A 19,567-nucleotide genomic window follows, 5' to 3' on the forward strand; every position below is an offset into this window, starting at 1 on the left:
GTCAGCGCTCCGCGAGCATGCTGCGCACGCGCTCCACGAGTTCCTTGGTCGAGAACGGCTTGGTCATGTAAGCGTCGGCCCCGAGGGCAAGCCCCTTCGCGACCTCGGTGTCGCGCCCCTTGGCCGTAAGCATCAGGATGCGCACCGACTGCAGCTCCGGATTGGACTTCACCTCCTGACACACCTCGAACCCGCTTTTCTTCGGCATCATCACGTCGAGCAGCACGAGATCGGGCTTTTCGGCACGGATGCGCCGCGCCGCCTCGTCGCCGTCGTTGGCGACGCTCACTTCGTAGCCCTCGCGCTTCATGAGGAACTCGAGTGAAATGACGATGTTCTGCTCGTCGTCGGCAATCAATATTTTTTTGGCCATGCTCTCCCCTTTCCTTCTTTATATTCTAAGTCATTGCGTGGTCCGGGCCGTCGCCGGCCTCGGGCGACAGGGGCAGGACGAAGCTGAAGGTCGCACCTTCGCCAGCCCTTGACTGAACCCACAGCCTGCCGCCGAAGTGCTCCACGATCTGCCGGCTGATCGGCAGTCCCAGTCCCGTGCCCTGCGGACGCGAATGCTCGTCGCCGCCCTGGCGGAACTTCTCGAAGATCACCCCAAGCTGCCCGGGCGCAATCCCCGGACCGTTGTCGGAGACATCGACGCGAAGCTGTCCCGCTTCGCATGACAGCCGCACACGCGCTACCCCGGCATCATCCGGCACGAACTTCGCGGCATTCGAAATCAGGTTCAGCAACACCTGCAGCACGCGGTCGTGGTCGGCACGCAGGTGCGGCGCCTGGTCGGGAAGATCGAGTTCGAGCACCGCGCCGCGGTCGCGGAAAAGCTGTTCGGTGGTTTCCACCGCATGACCGACCAGTTCGCGCATGTCGATGTCGGTGTTGTGCCATTCGGCATGCCCCGACTCGATCTTGGCCATGTCCAGAACCTGGTTCACCAGACGCGTGAGGCGCTCCGTCTCGGACACGATGATTCCGAGGAAGCGCATGCGATCCTTGAGATCGATCTCCGGATCGTCGAGCAGCATCTCTGAAAACGCGCGGATCGAGGTCAGCGGCGTGCGCAGCTCGTGCGTCACCGAGGACATGAAATCGTCCTTGAGGCGGTCGAGCTCCTTCAAGCGCTCGTTGGCGGCCCGCAACTCGGCCGTCGCCTCTTCCAGCGCCTGCGACTTCTCCTCCAGCTCGCGCGAATAAGCGCGCACCTGCGAGGCCTCGTCGAGGATATCCATCACCTCGTCCAGCCCGAGCGGCTCTTCCTGCACCACCGATGACACCATCACGCGCGCCGAGGCGCTGCCGATCGCGCCGGCGAGCTGGGTTTCGGCGAACTGGACCAGACCGGCGTCCGGCTTCAGCTCGTCGATACGGGCAAGGCCACGCTCGCGCGCATAGGATTCGAACATCCGCCGTGCGCGCTCTGCGCCAAGGAAGCGCGCCACGAGCGGCTGCAGATCCTGAACCTGCGCGCTGCCGCGCCAGAAAGTCGCCGGGGCGTCCTGGCCGCGGCTGAAGACGTCGACGAAGAGCGTCGCCTGGGTGGCCTCCTGCCCCGTCGGGACGCGCGCGAGCGATACCAGCACGTAGCACGCGATGTTCGCAGTCAGGCTCCAGAAGAGCGCATGACTGATGCTGTCCAGCCCGGCAAGGCCGAAAAGCTGTTCCGGCTGCAGGTATTCCAGGCCGAAGAGCCCGTTGTCGAGAAAGGACCGGTCTAGCCAGCCCGACTTCGCCACGGACGGCAGCATCAGCGTGTAGGCCCATACGACGAAGCCCGCCAGCAGGCCCGCGAACGCGCCTTCCCGGGTGCCACCGCGCCAGTACATCCCGCCCAGCATCGCCGGTGCGAACTGCGCGACCGCGGCGAAGCTGATAAGTCCGATGCTCACCAGCGCGTAGGCCTCGCCGGCAAGACGGAAATACAGGTAGCCCAGCAGCAGTACGACGACGATCGCACCGCGCCGAATGCCAAGCAGAAGCCCGGTGAGGTCAGGATGATCGCTGCGCTTGAAGCGCTCGGTGCTCAACAGCAGCGGCATCACGAGGTCATTGCACACCATCGTCGACACCGCGATCGTCTCGACGATGACCATGCCCGTCGCAGCGGAAAGACCGCCGATGAAGGCCAGCAGCGCGAGCGCCCGTTCGCCGTGCGCCAGCGGCAGGGAAAGCACGAAGGTGTCCGGGTCCACGGTGCCGCGCCCGAAATACAGCAGGCCGCCGAGTGCGATCGGCAGCACGAAGATGTTGATCAGCAGTAGATAACCCGGAAAAAGCCAGACTGCACGGCGCAGGTGCTGCTCATTCACGTTTTCGACGACGGTCACCTGGAACTGACGCGGCAGGAAAATCACCGACAGCATTGCGAGCAGCGTGAGCGCGAACCACCCCCCGTAGCCCGCGGAGCTCGCGGTCTTGAGGCTCAGCAGCGGCGCCAGCTCCGGGTTTGCGAAGGCGCGCGCGAAGATGTCGCCGAAACCCTCATAGACTCCCCAGGTGACGAATCCGCCGATGACCAGGAAAGCCAGCAGCTTGACCACCGATTCGAACGCGATCGCCGCGACCATACCTTCATGGCGCTCAGCCGCATCGAGGTGGCGCGCACCGAACAACACGGTGAAGAGGGCGAGCGTCAGTGCGACGTAGAGCGTGCCGTCGTTGAACCAGCTCGACGCGGCGAAGGGAAAGACGCCGCTGTCGTCGCTGCCGGTAAGCACCGAATAGCCGCTGGAGATCGCCTTCAGCTGCAGGGCGATGTAGGGAACCATGCCGACCACGGCGATGATGGTCACCAGGCCGCCAAGGAGATGGCTCTTGCCATAGCGGCTCGCAATGAAGTCGGCGATCGACGTAATGCGGTAGGTGCGCGAGATGCGGATCATCTTCAGCAGCACCAGCCATGACAGGCTCATCGCGAGTGTCGGCCCGAGATAGATCGGCAGGAACCACACCCCGCCGGATGCCGCGCGCCCGACGCTGCCGAAATAGGTCCATGCGGTGCAGTACACCGCGAGCGACATCGCGTAGGTCCACGGATTGGCGATGATCGAACGCCCCTGCTCCGCTCGCCGGTCGCCATACCAGGCGACCGCGAACAGCAACAGCAGGTACGCGAACGATGCGGCGACTACGACGGTGCCCGACAGCATCCCCGCCTCCTCAACGCGCGCCACGCTCCGCGATCCACGCGACCACGGCGATCAGCGCAGCCCAAACGATGAACAGGCACGCCCAAAGCATCGGCATGCCGAAGAAGGGTTCGGACCTGTCCAGCAGGGACAGCACGGGATAGTTGAACAGCAACGCTCCGCCCAGGAACGCTGCAACGAGCCTCTGACCAGCCAGACCTCTGCGCATCATGTCTCCCTCATGATGACGATGGCTACCCGGAGTATACCGGTGCCCGCCGGGGACCCCGCGACGCAGTCCCTCGAGGAGAAAAAAAAGGCGCGCTTGCGCGCGCCTTCTCCTCCTCCCACCGCCGGCTCGCGCCGGCTTGCCTCAATTATTCTTATGCGGGGCCGATCTCTTGCGGACCGGTCGCCCGTCATGACGGGTCAGCTCGCGGATTGCTTGAGCTGTTCCAGGATCGCCGGATTCTCGAGGGTCGACGTATCCTGGGTGATCTCCTCCCCCTTCGCCAGCTGACGCAGCAGCCGGCGCATGATCTTGCCCGAACGGGTCTTCGGCAGGTTCTCGCCGAAACGGATGTCCTTGGGCTTGGCGATGGGCCCGATCTCGTGACCGACCCAGTTCTGCAGGTCCTTGATCATCGCCTTGGCCTCTTCACCGGTCGGACGCGCGCCCTTCAGCACGACGAAGGCGACGATGGCCTCGCCGGTCAGGTCGTCCGGACGGCCCACGACGGCGGCCTCGGCAACCTTCTCGTGCGCAACGAGCGCCGATTCGATTTCCATCGTGCCCATGCGGTGGCCCGAGACGTTCAGCACGTCGTCGATACGGCCGGTGATCGTGAAGTAGCCGGTGTCCTTGTCGCGGATCGCGCCGTCGCCGGCGAGATACAGCTTGCCCTTGAAGTCGTCCGGGTAATAGGACTTCCTGAAGCGGTCGGGATCGCCCCAGATCGTGCGGATCATCGCGGGCCACGGACGCTTGACGACGAGGATGCCGCCCTGGCCGTTCGGCACTTCGGTACCGGTCTCATCGACGACGGCAGCGATGATGCCCGGGAAGGGCAGCGTGCAGGAGCCCGGCACCAGCGGCGTCGCACCCGGCAGCGGGGTGATCATGTGGCCGCCGGTCTCGGTCTGCCAGAAGGTATCGACGATCGGGCAACGGCTGCCGCCGACGTTCTCGTAGTACCACTCCCACGCAGCCGGGTTGATCGGCTCGCCAACCGAACCGAGGATGCGCAGGCTGGAGAGGTCGTACTTGGTCGGATGCACGGCCGGGGTGTTGTCTGCGGCCTTGATCAGGGAGCGGATCGCGGTCGGCGCGGTGTAGAAGACGCTGACCTTGTGGTCCTGGATCATCTTCCAGAAGCGGCCGGCATCCGGGTAGGTCGGCACGCCTTCGAACACGATCTCGGTCGCGCCGCAGGCGAGCGGACCGTAAGTGATGTAGGTGTGGCCGGTGACCCAGCCGATGTCCGCCGTGCACCAGAAGACGTCGTTCGGCTTGATGTCGAACGTCCACTTCATGGTCAGGATCGCATGCAGCAGGTAGCCGCCGGTCGAATGCTGGACGCCCTTCGGCTTGCCAGTGGAGCCCGAAGTGTAGAGCAGGAACAGCGGATGCTCGGCATCGACCCATTCCGGCTCGCACGTCTCGGCCTCGCTGGCGCAGACGTCGTGGAACCACTTGTCGCGGCCCTCTACGATGTTGCACGCGCCGCCGGTGCGCTGGACCACGACGACGTTCTTGATGCTTTCGCAGCCACCCATGCCGAGGGCTTCGTCGGCGATCGGCTTCAGCGGGAGCGCCTTGCCGCCGCGGAACTGGCCGTCGGAGGTGATCAGTGCAACGGCGCCGGCATCGTTGATGCGGTCGCGCAGAGCCTGGGCCGAGAAGCCGCCGAAGACGATCGAATGGGTCGCACCGATACGGGCGCAGGCCTGCATCGCGACGACGCCTTCGATGGACATCGGCAGGTAGATGACTACGCGGTCGCCCTTCTTGACGCCCATGTTGCGCAGCGCGTTGGCGAACTTGCAGACGCGGGACAGCAGATCCTTGTAGGTGACGCGGGTCACATCGCCGCCGTCGGCTTCGAAGATCAGCGCGACCTTGTCGCCCAGGCCGTTATTGACGTTGCGATCGAGGCAGTTGTAGGAGACGTTCAGCTGACCGTCGGCGAACCACTTGAAGAAAGGGGCGTTGCTCTCGTCGAGGACCTGGGTGAAAGGCTTCTTCCACTCAACCATCTCGCGGGCCTGACGCGCCCAGAAGCCCTCGTAGTCGTCCTCGGCTTCCTTGCACAGCGCACGGTAAGCGTCCATACCCGAGACCGCGGCATTCCTGACGATCTCTTCCGACGGGTAATACAGACGGGGCTGCTGTTCGTTCGACATACTGACCTCTCCTCAACTATTCAAAGTAATTGAAGCGCCCTGCAGGGCCGACCGGTCGAGCCGGTCTTATGTATCGTTCGCTGAAGACGCCGCCTTCGCGATCTGGTCGGCATTTAAGGCTGTCTATCTTACACAGGACTTACACCCGCACACCGTGGAACATTGCCCATTCCGGTGGAACGACGCTCCCCCGGGCTGCTAGAATTGCGCCCCTACCTAGTGACCCGGCCTTACCTGGAGAGATGCCCCATGACCGTGATTCGCGAAGAAGACCTGATCCAGTCCGTCGCGGATGCCTTCCAGTACATCAGCTACTACCACCCGCTTGACTACATCAAGGCCCTCGGCGAGGCCTGGAAGCGTGAGGAAAGCCCCGCAGCGAAGGACGCGATCGCGCAGATCCTGACCAATTCGCGCATGTGCGCCGAAGGCCATCGCCCCATCTGCCAGGATACCGGCATCGCCGTAGTCTTCCTCAAGGTGGGCATGAACGTGCAGTGGGACGCGAAGATGAGCGTCCAGGAAATGGTGAACGAAGGCGTGCGCCGCGCCTACACCAACGCCGACAACAAGTTGCGTGCCTCGGTGCTGCTCGATCCGGCCGGCAAGCGCCAGAACAGCAAGGACAACACCCCCGCGGTCGTGCACTACGAGATCGTCCCGGGCGACCACGTCGAGGTCATCTGTGCAGCCAAGGGCGGCGGCTCCGAGAACAAGACCAAGTTCTATGCACTGAACCCGTCCGATTCGATCGTCGACTGGGTGCTGAAGACCGTCCCGACGATGGGCGCCGGCTGGTGTCCGCCGGGCATCCTCGGCATCGGCATCGGCGGCACGCCGGAGAAGGCGATGCTGCTGGCGAAGGAATCGCTGATGGCGCCGGTCGACATCCATGAACTGAAGGACAAGGCCGCTTCCGGCGCGACGCTCACGCGCGCCGAGGAACTGCGCCTCGAGCTGTTCGAGAAGGTCAACGCGCTGGGCATCGGCGCACAGGGCCTGGGCGGCCTGACGACCGTGCTCGACGTCAAGATCCTCGACTACCCCACCCACGCGGCGAGCCTGCCGGTGGCGATGATCCCGAACTGTGCAGCGACCCGCCACGTGCACTTCGAACTCGACGGCTCGGGCCCGGCGAAGCTGGAAGCACCCAAGCTCGAAGACTGGCCGGACGTGACCTGGCAGGCCGACACCAAGGTCGCCACGCGCGTGAACCTCGACACGCTGACGAAGGAAGAAGTCGCGTCGTGGAAGCCGGGCCAGGTGCTGCTGCTCAACGGCAAGATGCTGACGGGCCGCGACGCTGCGCACAAGCGCATCCAGGACATGCTGGCGAAGGGCGAGAAGCTGCCGGTCGACTTCACGAACCGCGTGATCTATTACGTCGGCCCGGTCGATCCGGTGCGTGACGAAGTCGTCGGCCCGGCAGGCCCCACCACCGCGACGCGCATGGACAAGTTCACGCGCATGATGCTGGAGCAGACCGGCCTGATCTCCATGGTCGGCAAGGCCGAGCGCGGCCCCACCGCGATCGACGCAATCCGCGACAACAAGTCCGCCTACCTGATGGCCGTCGGCGGCGCAGCCTACCTCGTCGCCAAGGCGATCAAGAGCGCGAAGGTCGTCGGTTTCGCCGACCTGGGTATGGAAGCGATCTACGAGTTCGACGTGCAGGACATGCCGGTGACGGTCGCGGTCGATTCGAACGGCACCAGCGTGCACAACACCGGCCCGAAAGAGTGGCAAGTGAAGATCGGCAAGATCCCGCTCGCAACAGCCTGATCCGCTCGCAGACAGAAGTTTCCCAAGCCCGGCCGCTCACGCGGCCGGGCTTTTTTTCGGCGTCAGGAACTGCAGGACACACATACCGAAACATCTGTGTGCCCTCAAGCGCTTGACCTTCACGGGAGCCGGCGCCTAAAGTTTGTACACGTGGGATTTTTTCCCACTTCTAAAGCTTAAGGAGGATCAGATGAAACTTCACCCCGGGATTTCCGTTTCGTTTTACGCGGCAGCCAGCCTGGCCTTCGGACTGCATTCGGGCCTCGCCCCTGCGCAGGAGGCGACAACGACTGCAACGACTACAGCCGAGCTGGAGCCGGCCGCAACCACCGTGACGACCGACGGCACGGCCGCTGTCAGCGCACTGCGCTCCAAAGGCGCCATGCCCGTGCAGAGCGTCGAGACCGTCACCAATGCGGATGGCACGACGACGGTGACCCGCACGCGCACCCTGAGCGCCACCGGCGCAGCGCCCAAGCGCGTCCGCAGCAAGGAAATGACCTTCAACGCCGAGGGCGGCCTCGCCAGCCAGACGACGACCGAGGTTCGCACGGCATCCGACGGCACGGTGTTGAGCGAACGCAGTTCCAGCCGCACGATCGCCGGTGGCGAAGTCGCGCACGCACGCGGCGACTCGCGTCCCGCGGCCGAACGGCCCGACAACGCCGAACACGTCGCCCGTGCCGAACGTCCGGAAAAGCTCGACCGGGTAGAGCGACTCGAACGCGTCGAGCGCCCCGAGAAGCCCGAGCGGGTGGAACGTATCGAACGCCGCGAACGCGACTGAGACCATCTATCGAGTTGAAGGCGGGGTGCCGGTCACGCCGGCATCGGCGGATTGCATGGAATTTTTTCCCACGCCAAGTTAGACTGCAAATATCTGACTCGGGATGACCCCCCCATGCATTCCCCTACCCCGCCGACTTCGCTGCTGCAAGCGCTCCGGCGCGTGATGCGGCCGCTGGTGCGGCTGATGCTGCGCAAGGGTGTGACCTATACTTATTTCTCGGACATGCTCAAGGGCGTCTTCGTGGAGGTGGCTGAGCAGGAATTCCGCCTCGACGCCAAGGCGCCGAGCGACAGCAGGATCAGCCTCCTGACCAGCGTGCATCGCAAGGACGTCAAGCGTCTACGCAGTCAACCGCCGGATGTGGAGGACGATCTGCCCGCAGCCATATCCCTGGGAGCCCACCTCGTGAGCACCTGGCAGACCTCCGCGCCGTTCTGCACGCGGCCGGGCGAGCCCGCGCCCTTGCCTCGGCTCGCCAGTACCGGCGGAGAACGTTCCTTCGATGCACTCGTCGCCCGCGTCAGCAAGGACATCCGGGCCCGCGTGGTGCTGGACGAATGGCTGCGGCTCGGGATCGTACGCGTGGATGAACACGACCGCGTGCATCTGGAAACGGCAGCCTTCATTCCGCAAAAAGGCTTCGACGAGAAGGCGGCCTATTTCGGTCACAACGTGCATGACCACGCTTGTGCGGCGGTGCATAACCTGACTGCAGAAGGTCCGCCGTATTTCGAGCGCAGCGTGCATTACGACGCCCTATCCACCGCGAGCATCGCGCGCCTGCGCGACGCGGTCGCCAACGAAGGGATGCAGGCGCTGATCGCCTTCAACACCTTGGCCGCGGATCTCGAAGCGCAGGACGCCCAGGGCCCCGATGCACGACAGCGCGTCACGATCGGCCTGTATTTTTACAGCGAACCGAATTCGGGCACCAGCCTGTCGGGCAGCGCCTCGCCGAAAACCCCGTCATGAGTGATCGACTCCAAACACTGCGCCGGCTTGCGGCGGGTCTCGCGCTCGCGCTGTGCGGTGTCGTCCCGGCGCTTGCGGCGCCGGTATGCGTGGACCCGGGCGGCATCGGCGGTACGGGCGCGCCCCGGCGCGAAGGCGGAATCGGCGGCACGGGGTCGCCGGCATCCGGCATCGGCGGCACAGGCGCCCCCGTCGCATCGGGGATCGGCGGTACGGGAGCCCCCACCGCATCGGCGATCGGCGGCACCGGGGCGCCGGTGGCGTCGGGAATAGGAGGCACGGGCGCGCCGGTCGCACAGGGCGGGATCGGCGGTACGGGTGCCCCCGCCCGCGACGGCGGAACCGGCGGCACGGGCATCGTCGGCACGATCACCGGCTTCGCATCGATTTGCGTGAACGGCGTGGAGGTGCATTACGACGAGGCCGTTCCGGTGACCGAAAACGGCATCGGCGGCAGCGTGTCGCGCCTTGCCGTGGGGCAGGTCGTCGCCGTCGAGGCCGGCACTTCGCCGCGCGGATTGGAAGCACGCAGCATTGCGATCGTCCACGCCTACGAGGGCCCGGTGACCACGGCGCGGCAGGGTTCCGCGCCGCTGCGCGTGATGGGTCAGACGGTGAAGCTTGCGTCAGGGGCAAAGGTCGACGCGGGCCTGCGTGCCGGCGAGATGGTGCGGGTGAGCGGATTCCGCAATGCGTCCGGCGAGGTGCTTGCGACCCGCGTCGAGCGGGCGCCCCAGCTGCGCGAGGCGAGCGCGATCGGAACGCGCGGCGGAGACGGTACGCTGCACGGACTGGCGCTGAGCGGCGATGCAGGCGGCGTTGCGGAGTCGCTGGTACGCGGCACATGGACGGGGCGTGCGCTGGCGGTATCGCAGACGACCGCGAATCCAACGACTCCTTTCGCCGGGCGCGTACGCGACGCGGTCGTGGAAGGCCTGGTGTTCGAGCGCATCGACAACCGGCTGGATATCAGCGGTTTCGAAGTGGAACTGGCGGAAGGCACCGAATTCGCAGACGGTGCGACGGGCACGCTGGACAAGGACACGCGAGTACGGGTGCAAGGCACCTTCACCGGCGAGCACAAGGTCAAGGCCGCCCGCATCGAGGTCGTGCGCGACGGCTTCGGCGCCAGCGAGAGCCGCGAGAGTTCCCGATCCGGGAAGAAATCCGGCAGCGGCGACGACGGCAAGGAACACGATTCGGGCAAGACACGGACTGAGATCGACGACAAGCGGATACGCATCGAGACTGAGAGCGGATCGGGACGCGAGCGCTTCGAGCGCGAGCTCTCACCCACCGGCGAAGTCGAGCGCGAGCGGATCGAACGCACGGAGGTGAGCCCGAGCGGAGATCTTCTGTTGCGCGAACGCATCGAGACACGCACGTCGGGCGACCGCGTCGAGACCCGCCAGCGCATCGAGCGCTTCGACGGCAGCGGCCGGGTCGAGCGCGTCGAACGTATCGAACGGCCAGAACGCATCGAGCGTATCGAACGGCCGGAGAAGCTGGAACGGCCGGAACGCATCGAACGCCCCGAACACGACTGAAGCACAACAGGAACAAGACATCCCAACGCGGAGGAAAATCGAATGAAGCACAAGCGCATCCTGCTGGCGCTGCTGCTGTCGGGCAGCGCACTGGCCGCCGGCACCAGCGAGCTGAGCCTGACGACAGGGCTTGATTATTCTACCGGCGACTACGGCACGAGCACGACCAGTGAAATGTGGTACGTGCCGATCACGGCAAAGTACGAAACGGGTCGCATGACGTACAAGACGACCATCCCGTACCTGCGTGTCACCAACGCGGTAGTCGGCCCCGACGGCGACCCGATCGAGGGGGTCGACTGCGCGGGCACCAAGACCGGGCTCGGCGACATCACGGCGAGCGCGGGCTACAACCTGCTCGACGGCACTACGAACGGCCTGCTGCTCGATGCGGTGGCGAAAGTGAAGATGCCGACGGCGGAAAGCAAGTGCCTGGGCAACAACAAGACGGACTATGCGCTGCAGGTCGACGCCGCCAAGGCCTTCGGTGCAGTGACCGCGTTCGGCACCGCAGGCTGGAAGGACATGGGCGATTCCGACCTGCGCAACCCCTTCTATGCGTCCCTGGGCATTTCCACCAAGCTCGGGCCGACGACGACCGTCGGCGCAGCCTACGACTGGCGCGCGCGGCTGAGATCCTCCCGCGATCCGATCCGCGAGGCCTCGCTGTTTCTGAGCCAGAAGCTGAGCGACCAGTGGAAGCTGCAAGTCTATGGCGTAAAAGGGTTTTCCGACAACAGCCCGGACTGGGGCGGCGGCGTGATGGTCGGCTATACCTACTGACCACTTCATGACGGTGGCACCCGGCGGGGCCGGGATCGCGGGAGGATAAACGCTCCGTCCGCGGTCCCGGCCCCGTTTTCCATTGTTCGAGACAATCAGGACGCTGAATTCCCGAAATTGATTCAAATCATGGAGCGCCCCGCTCCCGCTGCCGAGAATGCGTGCAACCTTCGGGTTATTTCTCAATCACTCGGGCGCATGACAAAACAATGAGGGACGAACCATGAGCGGTACATTTACCAAGGCGATGGCCCGCAACATCTTCTACGGTGGGGCGGTGTTCTTCTTCCTCCTTCTGGTGGCATTGAGCTTTGACACCATGGGTGGCCTGCCAAAATCCGACAACCGTGCGAACCTGACGGAGTCGGTCCTGCGTGGCAAGCACATCTGGGAAACACGCAACTGCATCGGCTGCCACACCATTCTCGGCGAAGGCGCGTACTTCGCTCCGGAGCTGGGCAACGTCTATCCGCGTCGCGGCGCCGAGTTCATCAAGGCGTGGATCAAGTCGCAGCCGACCGGCACGCCGGGACGCCGTCAGATGCCGCAGTTCAATTTCACCGACCAGGAGCTCGACGACCTCGTCGCCTTCCTGAAGTACACCTCCGAAATCGACACCCAGAAATGGCCACCCAACATCGAAGGCTGAGCGCATCGGATCGACAACTTCAAGGGAATTCATAACCATGAAATATTCATCGCAATCGGTCGCGATGCCGTACTTCATAGCGGCCATCGGTCTGTTCGTCGGACAGATCATCTTCGGTCTCGCCATGGGTCTGCAGTACGTCGTCGGCGATTTCCTCTTCCCGGCAATTCCGTTCAACATCGCGCGGATGGTGCACACCAACCTGCTCATCGTGTGGCTGCTGTTCGGCTTCATGGGCGCCACCTACTTCCTTGTTCCCGAGGAGGCGGAAACGGAGCTGTATAGTCCGAAACTCGCGCTGGTGATGTTCTGGGTGTTCCTGCTCGCAGGCGCGGCGACGATCCTCGGCTACCTGCTGGTGCCCTACGCGACGCTCGCCGAGATGACCGGCAACAACATCCTCGCGACGATGGGACGGGAGTTCCTGGAACAACCGCTGCTGACCAAGATCGGCATCGTGATCGTGGCCCTGGCCTTCCTTTTCAACATCACGATGACGATGCTGAAGGGCCGCAAGACCGTCATCAGCATCGTGCTGCTGATGGGCCTGTGGGGTCTGGCGATCTTCTTCCTGTTCTCGTTCTACAACCCGGGCAACCTGGTCAAGGACAAGTTCTACTGGTGGTGGGTTGTGCACCTCTGGGTGGAAGGCGTGTGGGAACTGATCATGGCCGCCATCCTCGCCTTCGTGCTGATCAAGGTGACCGGCGTCGACCGTGAAGTGATCGAGAAGTGGCTGTACGTGATCATCACGCTGGCGCTCGTCACCGGCCTGATCGGTACCGGCCACCACTACTTCTGGATCGGCACGCCGGCCTACTGGCAGTGGCTGGGTTCGGTGTTCTCGGCTCTTGAACCGATCCCGTTCTTCGCAATGACCGTCTTCGCCTTCAACATGGTGAACCGCCGCCGCCGCGAGCATCCGAACAAGGCTGCCGTGCTGTGGGCGCTGGGCACCGGCGTGATGGCCTTCCTGGGTGCCGGCGTGTGGGGCTTCCTGCACACACTGGCTCCGGTGAACTACTACACGCACGGTTCGCAGATCACCGCAGCACACGGTCACATGGCGTTCTACGGCGCTTACGTGCTGGTGGTGCTGACGATGATCAGCTACGCGATGCCGCTGCTGCGTGGCCGTGCCGCCAACGACGAGCGTGCGCAGGTTTGCGAGATGTGGGGCTTCTGGCTGATGACGATCTCGATGGTCTTCATCACGCTGTTCCTCACCGCTGCCGGCATTCTGCAAGTGTGGCTGCAACGCGTGTCCTCGACGCCGATGCCCTTCATGGCGGTGCAGGAGCAGATCTCGCTGTTCTACTGGATGCGTCTGTGGGCGGGCGTCGTGTTCGCCGCGGGCCTCGTTACCTACCTTGCGAGCTTCTTCGTCAAGGGTGAGAGCAAGCCCCTGATCCATGCATGATGGATCCCTCGCTTCCGGCCCTCCGCGGGGCACGTGAAGCGATTGCGGGGCGGCTTCGGCCGCCCCTTTTTTTTTGGTTTGCGACGTACTGGGGCATATTCCCCATTTCTTTATCTCACCAAATCCGTGAGTTAACCAGAATCAAGGTCCGGCGCACGCCCCCTTCGTAGACTGGGACCCATGAATACATGCGCCCAAACACTCGTGAACCCGTCCGCCCTCCCGGCCGTTGCTTCCGACAGCGCCCCCCGGCGCCTTCCCGGCGACCTGGCGATCTGGTTCTTCATCCTCGCCGAGCTGCTTGCCTTCGGCGCTTTCTTCATCGCCTACGCCTTCGCGCGCGCCAACAACGTCGAGCTGTTCAACGCGCAGCAGTTGGCGCTGGACCGCAACGCCGGGGCGATCAACACGATGCTGCTGCTGACTTCGAGCTACCTCGTGGTGCGCGCGGTGCAGGCGGCCGAGGCCGGCCAGGGGCGCGGCGCCGCGAAGTGGATCGTCGGCGGCTTCGCATGTGGCGCCGGGTTCATCGTCGTGAAGCTGTTCGAATACGCGGCGAAGTTCGCGGCGGGAGTAAGCCTGTCGTCGAGCACCTTCCACATGTTCTACCTGATACTGACCTTCTTCCACTTCATGCACGTGATCCTGGGCCTCGTGATCCTCGCCGCGCTGTGGAACGGGGCGCGCAAGGGGCGCTACGGCCCGGGCAACATGAACGGGATCGAGACGGGAGCCGCCTACTGGCACATGGTGGATCTGGTATGGCTGATCCTGTTCCCGCTGGTCTATGTAATGCGTTGAGAGGTACGAAACGATGCAACCCCAAAGATCCTCCGCCCTCGCCCTGCACCACTCCGATCACGGCACACCGCTGCGCGCCACGGTCATCTGGGTCGTGCTGATCGCTGCAACCATCGTGACCTGGAGCGTCGGCGAGACCGGCGCCGCCGGCCCTGCCATCGTCGGCCTGCTGTTTTCGATCGCGTTCGGCAAAGGCACGATGATCATCCTCGACTACATGGCCCTTCGCCGCGCCCCGCTGATGTGGCCGCTGCTCGCACTCGGGTGGATGACCCTCGTCTGCGCCCTGATCGGGATCGCTTACTGGAAAGGACTCGCCGCATGATGCTCGACACGCCTCATCTCGATATTCCCTTCTACCAGCCCGCCGGCGACGAGATCGACGTCTTCGAGCACGCCTGGAAGAACCGTCTGCCCCTGCTGATCAAGGGCCCCACCGGTTGCGGCAAGACGCGCTTCGTCGCGCACATGGCCGCGCGCCTCGGACTGCCGCTGTACACGGTGGCCTGCCACGACGATCTGACCGCAGCGGACCTCGTCGGCCGCCACCTGATCGGCGACGGGCAAACCGTGTGGTGCGACGGCCCGCTGACGCGCGCGGTGCGCGAAGGCGGCATCTGCTACCTCGACGAGGTCGTCGAGGCGCGCAAGGACACGACCGTGGTGTTGCACCCGCTCGCCGATGACCGCCGCATCCTGCCGATCGACCGCACGGGCGAGCTGCTCGCGGCGCCGCCGTCCTTCATGCTGGTGGTGTCGTACAACCCCGGTTACCAGAACCTGCTGAAGGGCATGAAGCCGTCGACGCGGCAGCGCTTCGTGAGCCTGCGTTTCGACTTCCCCGCCACCGAGCGCGAGGAAGGCATCCTCATCGGCGAATCGGGCTGCGCGCCGGATCTGGCCAAGCGTCTGGTGTCGATCGCGCATGCGCTGCGCACCCTTAAGGACCAGGATCTGGAGGAAGCCGCGAGCACGCGCCTGCTGGTGTATGCGGCGCTGCTGGTACGCGATGGCATGGATCCGGTGACGGCCTGCCGCGCGGCGATCGTCGAGAGCCTGACGGACGACCCCGAGGTCGCCGACGCGCTGATGGAGGTCGTGTCGGCCACCTTCGGGCGCTGACACAGCCCCCCGGGTCACGAGGCATATACCCATGTCCGCCCAGGAACCCGATCTCCTCACCGAGCAGATACCCGGCCCGCGCCTGGCGATCGTCGCCGAGGCGCTCTTCCTCGCAAACCTCCTGGTCGCGCCCGGACTGGCCTTCCTCGTGTTGCTGGTGCTGTGGCGACGCCATCGCGACAGCGCCCCGCTGGTCGTGCGCAACCACCTGCGCCAGACGCTCGTCGCAAGCATCTATGGTGGCGCGATGCTGCTCGGTGTCAGCATCGGGATCTTCATGCTGGGGGGACTCGACGATCCGTGGTCGTGGGTGCTCGGCATTCTCTATTTCGTTTCCTTTCACGCCACGCTGGTGATCTTCGGCGTCGTCGGACTGAATCACGCGATTCTCGGCCGCAGCTGGCAGTACCCCTTCATCGGCCCGGATCTCTACGAGTAAGTCCATGAATGCCCCGCATCCATCCCTGCTGTCCGCGACACCCGATGTGGAGGCGAAACCGGCGCGCCGCGTGATCCCCATCGCAAGCGCGAAGCCGATGGGCCACAACCGCACCCAGAAGAAGCGCATCGCCTTCCAGGTCGCCTTCTTCACGCTGTTCATCCTCGCCCCGGTGTTCGACATCCTCCGCTACGACCTCGACGCGGGCCACGCATGGCTGCTCGGCATGGAATGGCGCTTGGGCATGGACGATTTCGTCGCCGGGCGCATCGGGGCGCTCGAAGCGGGCACGAACGTGATGATCCGGCTGTTCGTTCCCATCCTCGTCGGTGCAGCCGCCTTCCTGTGGGTTTCGTGGAAGTGGGGGCGCCTGTACTGCGGCTGGCTGTGTCCGCACTTCTCGGTCGTAGAGACGATCAACAAGCTGATGCAGAAGGCCTCGGGCAAACCCAGCGTGTGGATCCGGGAACCGCTGCCGCCGTGGAAGGCGGACGGCACGCCGTGGCGCGCGGATGCCCGCTGGTGGCTGATCGTGGTGCCGGCTGCGGGATTTTTCGCCTTGCTGTGGGCATTGGTGTTCCTGACCTACCTGCTGCCGCCGGCGGAGGTGTACGGCAATCTCTTCGCCGGGACGCTCACGCGCAACCAGACGATCTTCCTCACCGCGGCAACCTGCGCACTGTCGGTCGAATTCCTGTTCGCCCGCCATCTCTTCTGCCGTTACGCCTGCGCCGTCGGCCTGTTCCAGAGCCTGGCGTGGATGGGCAACCGCAATGCGATGGTGGTCGGCTTCCAGAGGAAGCGCGCCGCCGACTGTGCGAACTGCCTGCCGGACCGCCAGTCCGCGTGCGATGCCGTCTGCCCGATGCGCCTCACGCCGCGCAACATCAAGCGCCTGATGTTCACCTGCACGCAGTGCGCGCAGTGCGTCGAGGCCTGCGAGCAGAGCCAGCGCGACAACCCTCAGGGGCCCCTGCTGCAGTGGGTGAGCAAGGAAGCCGCACGCCAGAACGAGGCCGGATTCCGCTCCGGCAAGGAACGCTAGCCAGGACAAGGACATGGAAGAAGCCGTAGGCAAGATCTGGCACCGTCTGATCACCCGCGCCGCGGTCGGCAACCACCCCGACGCAGTGGTGCGGCTCAAGGACATCGAACGCACGGCGGGGGTGTTCTTCCGCGCGTTGGGGGGCGACCCGGGCCTGCGTGTGGCCGCCGCCACCAACGACGAACATGGCGCCCGGCGCGGCCTGCTCTCGCGCATCGCCGGCGCCGGCGACCGGGCCGCGCGGGCGCGCATGGATCCGTCGACACTGCGGCTGCCACCGGAGATCGACGCTTTCCCCGAGAAGTCGCTGAACCGTGACCTCTATCTGTGGCTTGCTGCGCTCGCCGCGGCGCACGAAGGACTGGATGCCGAAGGCGAGGACGAAGCCGACCGCGACTTCCGCCGCAACCAGTTCGCGACCTGCGCCGCGCTGCATGCGTGGCCGGGCCTCGCGCCGCGCTACCGGCGGCTCGTGGCGGCCTATCTGCCCAAGCGCCCCAAGCCCGAGAAGCTGCCCCCGCAGGAAGCCGAGCGCGAACGTGCGATCCGGCGCGCGCTGGAAACGCCGGGTACGGTGTTCGCGCTGCCGGCTGTGCCGCAGGGTACGCCGCCCGCGCACCCCGTGCTGCTGTGGCTCACTGGATCGCTGGCAGCAAGGGGAGGTGCGACCCGTCGCAGCAGCGCCGATCCCGAGCAGACCGCCGACGGCGGCCCGCCCGCCTTCGAGGAATCGGAGCGTCGCGCCCATCACGCCGAACAGGTCGACATGCCGCAGGAGAAGAACGGGCTGATGTTGATGTTCCGCGCCGAAAGCCTGCTCGCGATCGCGGAGTTCCTGCGCATCAACCGCCCCACCGACGACGACCCCGACCCGAACGCCGCCGACGCGGCACGCGATCTCGATCAACTTGCCCTCACGCAGGACAAGGAGCGCGTCGCCTCCAAGGTCCGTTTCGACCTCGACCTGCCCTCCGCCGCCGAGGATGACGTCGTGCTCGGCGAGGGCCTGCCGTTTCCCGAATGGGACTACCGCAAAGGCGTGCTGCTCGAGGACCACGTGCGCCTCGTCGAACTCGCTGCGCGCGACGCACAACCCTGCCCGCTGCCCGAGCACCTGCGCCGCACCGCGAAGCGGCTGCACCAGCAGTTCGCCGCGCTGCAGCCGGGCCGGCGCTGGATCAAGGCGCAGGTGGATGGCTCCGAGCTCGACGTCGACGCCATCGTGCGCGCACAGACCGACCGCGCCGTCGGACGCCACCCTTCGGACCAGCTCTGGCTGTCGCTGGAAAAACGCGAACGCGACCTCGCCTGCATGGTGCTCGCAGACCTCTCCCTGTCCACGGACAGCTGGGTATCGAGCGAGGCCCGCGTCATCGACGTGATCCGCGACGCGCTGCTGCTGTTCGGCGAAGCGCTGGGTGCGACGGGCGACCGCTTCGCCATCGCCGGCTTTTCCTCTGTGAAACGCAGCCAGGTGCGCTTCCATCGCCTGAAGGATTTCGGCGACCGCTTCGACGACCGCATCCGCGGCCGCATCAGCGCGATCAAGCCTGGCTACTACACGCGCCTGGGCGCCGCGATCCGCCGTGCGAGCGGGCTCCTCGCCGCCGAGCCGGCCGCGCGCCGCATCCTCCTGATCCTGTCGGACGGCAAACCCAACGATCTCGACCTCTACGAAGGCCGCTACGGCATCGAGGACACGCGCGTCGCGATCTCCGAGGCGCGCAAGCAAGGCCTCGTGCCGTTCTGCGTCACGATCGACCGCGAGGGCGCAGGCTACCTGCCCCATCTCTTCGGTCCGGCCGGCTACGCGGTGATCCGCAAGCCGGAAGAACTGCCCGCGCGCCTGCCGATGTTCTATGCCCAACTGACGCGGTGATGCCATGCCTGTGACCGAATGCCTGCGCGACCGCTCCAGCGCGCCCGTCACACAGCACGCCGACACCGAGAACGTGTGCCGCCTGCTCGCCCATGTCCCCCTTCTCGAAGGTCTGGACCCGCCCGAACTGGCCCGCTTTGCCCGCGGCGTGCGCGAACAGAACGTCGACAAGGGAACCGTGCTGTTCCATCGCGGGGACCCCTGTCACGGCTTCCACCTCGTGCTCTGCGGCCAGATCAAGCTCGCCTTCACGTCCGCCGAAGGCCAGGAGAAGGTCATCGAGATCATGCGCCCGGGCCAGAGCTTCGGCGAGGCGGTGATGTTCATGGAAAAACCGTACTTCGTGATGGCGCAGGCCCTCACGGACAGCCGGCTGCTGCACATCGCCAAGAACGTCGTGTTCGAGGAGATGGACCGCGACCCCACGTTCTGCCGCCGCATCATCGCCGGCCTGTCGCAGCGCCTGCACCACCTCATCGCCGACGTCGAGACCTACTCGCTGCTCTCCGGCCGCGAACGCATCGTCGGCTACCTGCTGCGCGAGGAGGAGAGCAGCGGCGAACCGGGCCTGTGCGGACGGGTATCGATCCGCCTGCCCACCAGCAAGGGCACGATCGCCTCGCGGCTCAATCTCACGCAGGAACACTTCTCGCGCATCCTGCACGAACTGGCCGAGGCCGGGCTGATCGTCGTCGAGGGGCGCACGATCCATATCCCGGACGTCGAACGCCTGCGCACCACAGGCGCGCGCTACTGAGAGGCTGTGCCGAAAGTACTGGCGGCGCCCCGGGCCGTAAC

General features: G+C 65.3%; 18 protein-coding genes. 14 read left to right on the forward strand and 4 right to left on the reverse strand.

The genetic code is table 11. The annotated features are described in order from the left end of the window. Position 1: 1 nt before the first annotated feature. The 4 genes from F464_RS0116635 to acs all read right to left on the reverse strand — a co-directional run bounded on the left by F464_RS0116635 (position 2) and on the right by acs (position 5,540). Positions 2–373, reverse strand: a complete 372-nt coding sequence (locus F464_RS0116635; protein WP_018990971.1) for a response regulator transcription factor — start codon at positions 371–373, stop codon at positions 2–4. Between the two features lie 25 nt (positions 374–398). Then, positions 399–3,158 (reverse strand): sensor histidine kinase, encoded by a 2,760-nt coding sequence (locus tag F464_RS0116640; RefSeq protein ID WP_018990972.1) that lies wholly within the window; start codon positions 3,156–3,158, stop codon positions 399–401. A gap of 10 nt (positions 3,159–3,168) precedes the next feature. After that, entirely contained in the window at positions 3,169–3,366 is a 198-nt protein-coding gene (locus tag F464_RS0116645) for a hypothetical protein (protein ID WP_018990973.1), read from the reverse strand. A gap of 200 nt (positions 3,367–3,566) precedes the next feature. Next, positions 3,567–5,540 carry an acetate--CoA ligase gene (acs, locus tag F464_RS0116650; RefSeq protein WP_018990974.1) on the reverse strand — a complete coding sequence of 658 codons (1,974 nt, stop codon included), beginning with the start codon at positions 5,538–5,540 and terminating at the stop codon, positions 3,567–3,569. Between the two features lie 249 nt (positions 5,541–5,789). On the opposite strand from acs, the gene F464_RS0116655 reads away from it, so the two are divergent. The 14 genes from F464_RS0116655 to F464_RS0116720 all read left to right on the forward strand — a co-directional run bounded on the left by F464_RS0116655 (position 5,790) and on the right by F464_RS0116720 (position 19,526). Next, positions 5,790–7,322 carry a fumarate hydratase gene (locus tag F464_RS0116655; RefSeq protein WP_018990975.1) on the forward strand — a complete coding sequence of 511 codons (1,533 nt, stop codon included), beginning with the start codon at positions 5,790–5,792 and terminating at the stop codon, positions 7,320–7,322. 190 nt (positions 7,323–7,512) lie between these two features. Beyond that, the gene (locus F464_RS0116660) at positions 7,513–8,109 is read left to right on the forward strand and encodes a hypothetical protein (protein ID WP_018990976.1); all 597 of its coding nucleotides are present in this window, start codon (positions 7,513–7,515) and stop codon (positions 8,107–8,109) included. 114 nt (positions 8,110–8,223) lie between these two features. Further along, complete coding sequence (locus tag F464_RS0116665; protein WP_018990977.1) at positions 8,224–9,084, forward strand: DUF6502 family protein; 861 nt, start codon at positions 8,224–8,226, stop codon at positions 9,082–9,084. After that, complete coding sequence (locus F464_RS0116670; RefSeq protein ID WP_018990978.1) at positions 9,081–10,631, forward strand: DUF5666 domain-containing protein; 1,551 nt, start codon at positions 9,081–9,083, stop codon at positions 10,629–10,631. The genes F464_RS0116665 and F464_RS0116670 overlap by 4 nt, the downstream gene beginning before the upstream one ends. Before the next feature lie 42 nt (positions 10,632–10,673). Then, positions 10,674–11,414 carry a hypothetical protein gene (locus tag F464_RS0116675; protein WP_018990979.1) on the forward strand — a complete coding sequence of 247 codons (741 nt, stop codon included), beginning with the start codon at positions 10,674–10,676 and terminating at the stop codon, positions 11,412–11,414. Between the two features lie 223 nt (positions 11,415–11,637). Beyond that, positions 11,638–12,063: a c-type cytochrome gene (locus tag F464_RS0116680; protein ID WP_026296078.1), complete on the forward strand. Its 426-nt coding sequence runs from the start codon at positions 11,638–11,640 to the stop codon at positions 12,061–12,063. A 37-nt stretch (positions 12,064–12,100) separates the two neighbouring features. Next, on the forward strand, positions 12,101–13,483 hold the full coding sequence (locus F464_RS0116685; RefSeq protein WP_018990981.1) for a cbb3-type cytochrome c oxidase subunit I: 1,383 nt from the start codon (positions 12,101–12,103) through the stop codon (positions 13,481–13,483). Positions 13,484–13,663: 180 nt separating this feature from the next. After that, positions 13,664–14,284 (forward strand): cytochrome c oxidase subunit 3 family protein, encoded by a 621-nt coding sequence (locus F464_RS0116690; RefSeq protein ID WP_026296079.1) that lies wholly within the window; start codon positions 13,664–13,666, stop codon positions 14,282–14,284. Positions 14,285–14,297: 13 nt separating this feature from the next. Further along, complete coding sequence (locus F464_RS0116695; protein WP_018990983.1) at positions 14,298–14,609, forward strand: cytochrome C oxidase subunit IV family protein; 312 nt, start codon at positions 14,298–14,300, stop codon at positions 14,607–14,609. Next, entirely contained in the window at positions 14,606–15,406 is an 801-nt protein-coding gene (locus tag F464_RS0116700; protein WP_018990984.1) for a CbbQ/NirQ/NorQ/GpvN family protein, read from the forward strand. Before F464_RS0116695 ends, F464_RS0116700 begins: the two co-directional genes overlap by 4 nt. Before the next feature lie 31 nt (positions 15,407–15,437). Further along, complete coding sequence (locus F464_RS0116705; RefSeq protein ID WP_018990985.1) at positions 15,438–15,845, forward strand: hypothetical protein; 408 nt, start codon at positions 15,438–15,440, stop codon at positions 15,843–15,845. Positions 15,846–15,849: 4 nt separating this feature from the next. Continuing rightward, positions 15,850–16,890 (forward strand): 4Fe-4S binding protein, encoded by a 1,041-nt coding sequence (locus F464_RS0116710; protein ID WP_018990986.1) that lies wholly within the window; start codon positions 15,850–15,852, stop codon positions 16,888–16,890. A gap of 13 nt (positions 16,891–16,903) precedes the next feature. Next, positions 16,904–18,769 (forward strand): nitric oxide reductase activation protein NorD, encoded by a 1,866-nt coding sequence (locus F464_RS0116715; RefSeq protein ID WP_018990987.1) that lies wholly within the window; start codon positions 16,904–16,906, stop codon positions 18,767–18,769. 4 nt (positions 18,770–18,773) lie between these two features. Then, positions 18,774–19,526 (forward strand): Crp/Fnr family transcriptional regulator, encoded by a 753-nt coding sequence (locus F464_RS0116720; protein ID WP_018990988.1) that lies wholly within the window; start codon positions 18,774–18,776, stop codon positions 19,524–19,526. Positions 19,527–19,567: the final 41 nt, after the last annotated feature.

Origin of the sequence: Aromatoleum toluclasticum ATCC 700605, assembly GCF_000378245.1 — a bacterium.
Taxonomy (GTDB): domain Bacteria; phylum Pseudomonadota; class Gammaproteobacteria; order Burkholderiales; family Rhodocyclaceae; genus Aromatoleum; species Aromatoleum toluclasticum.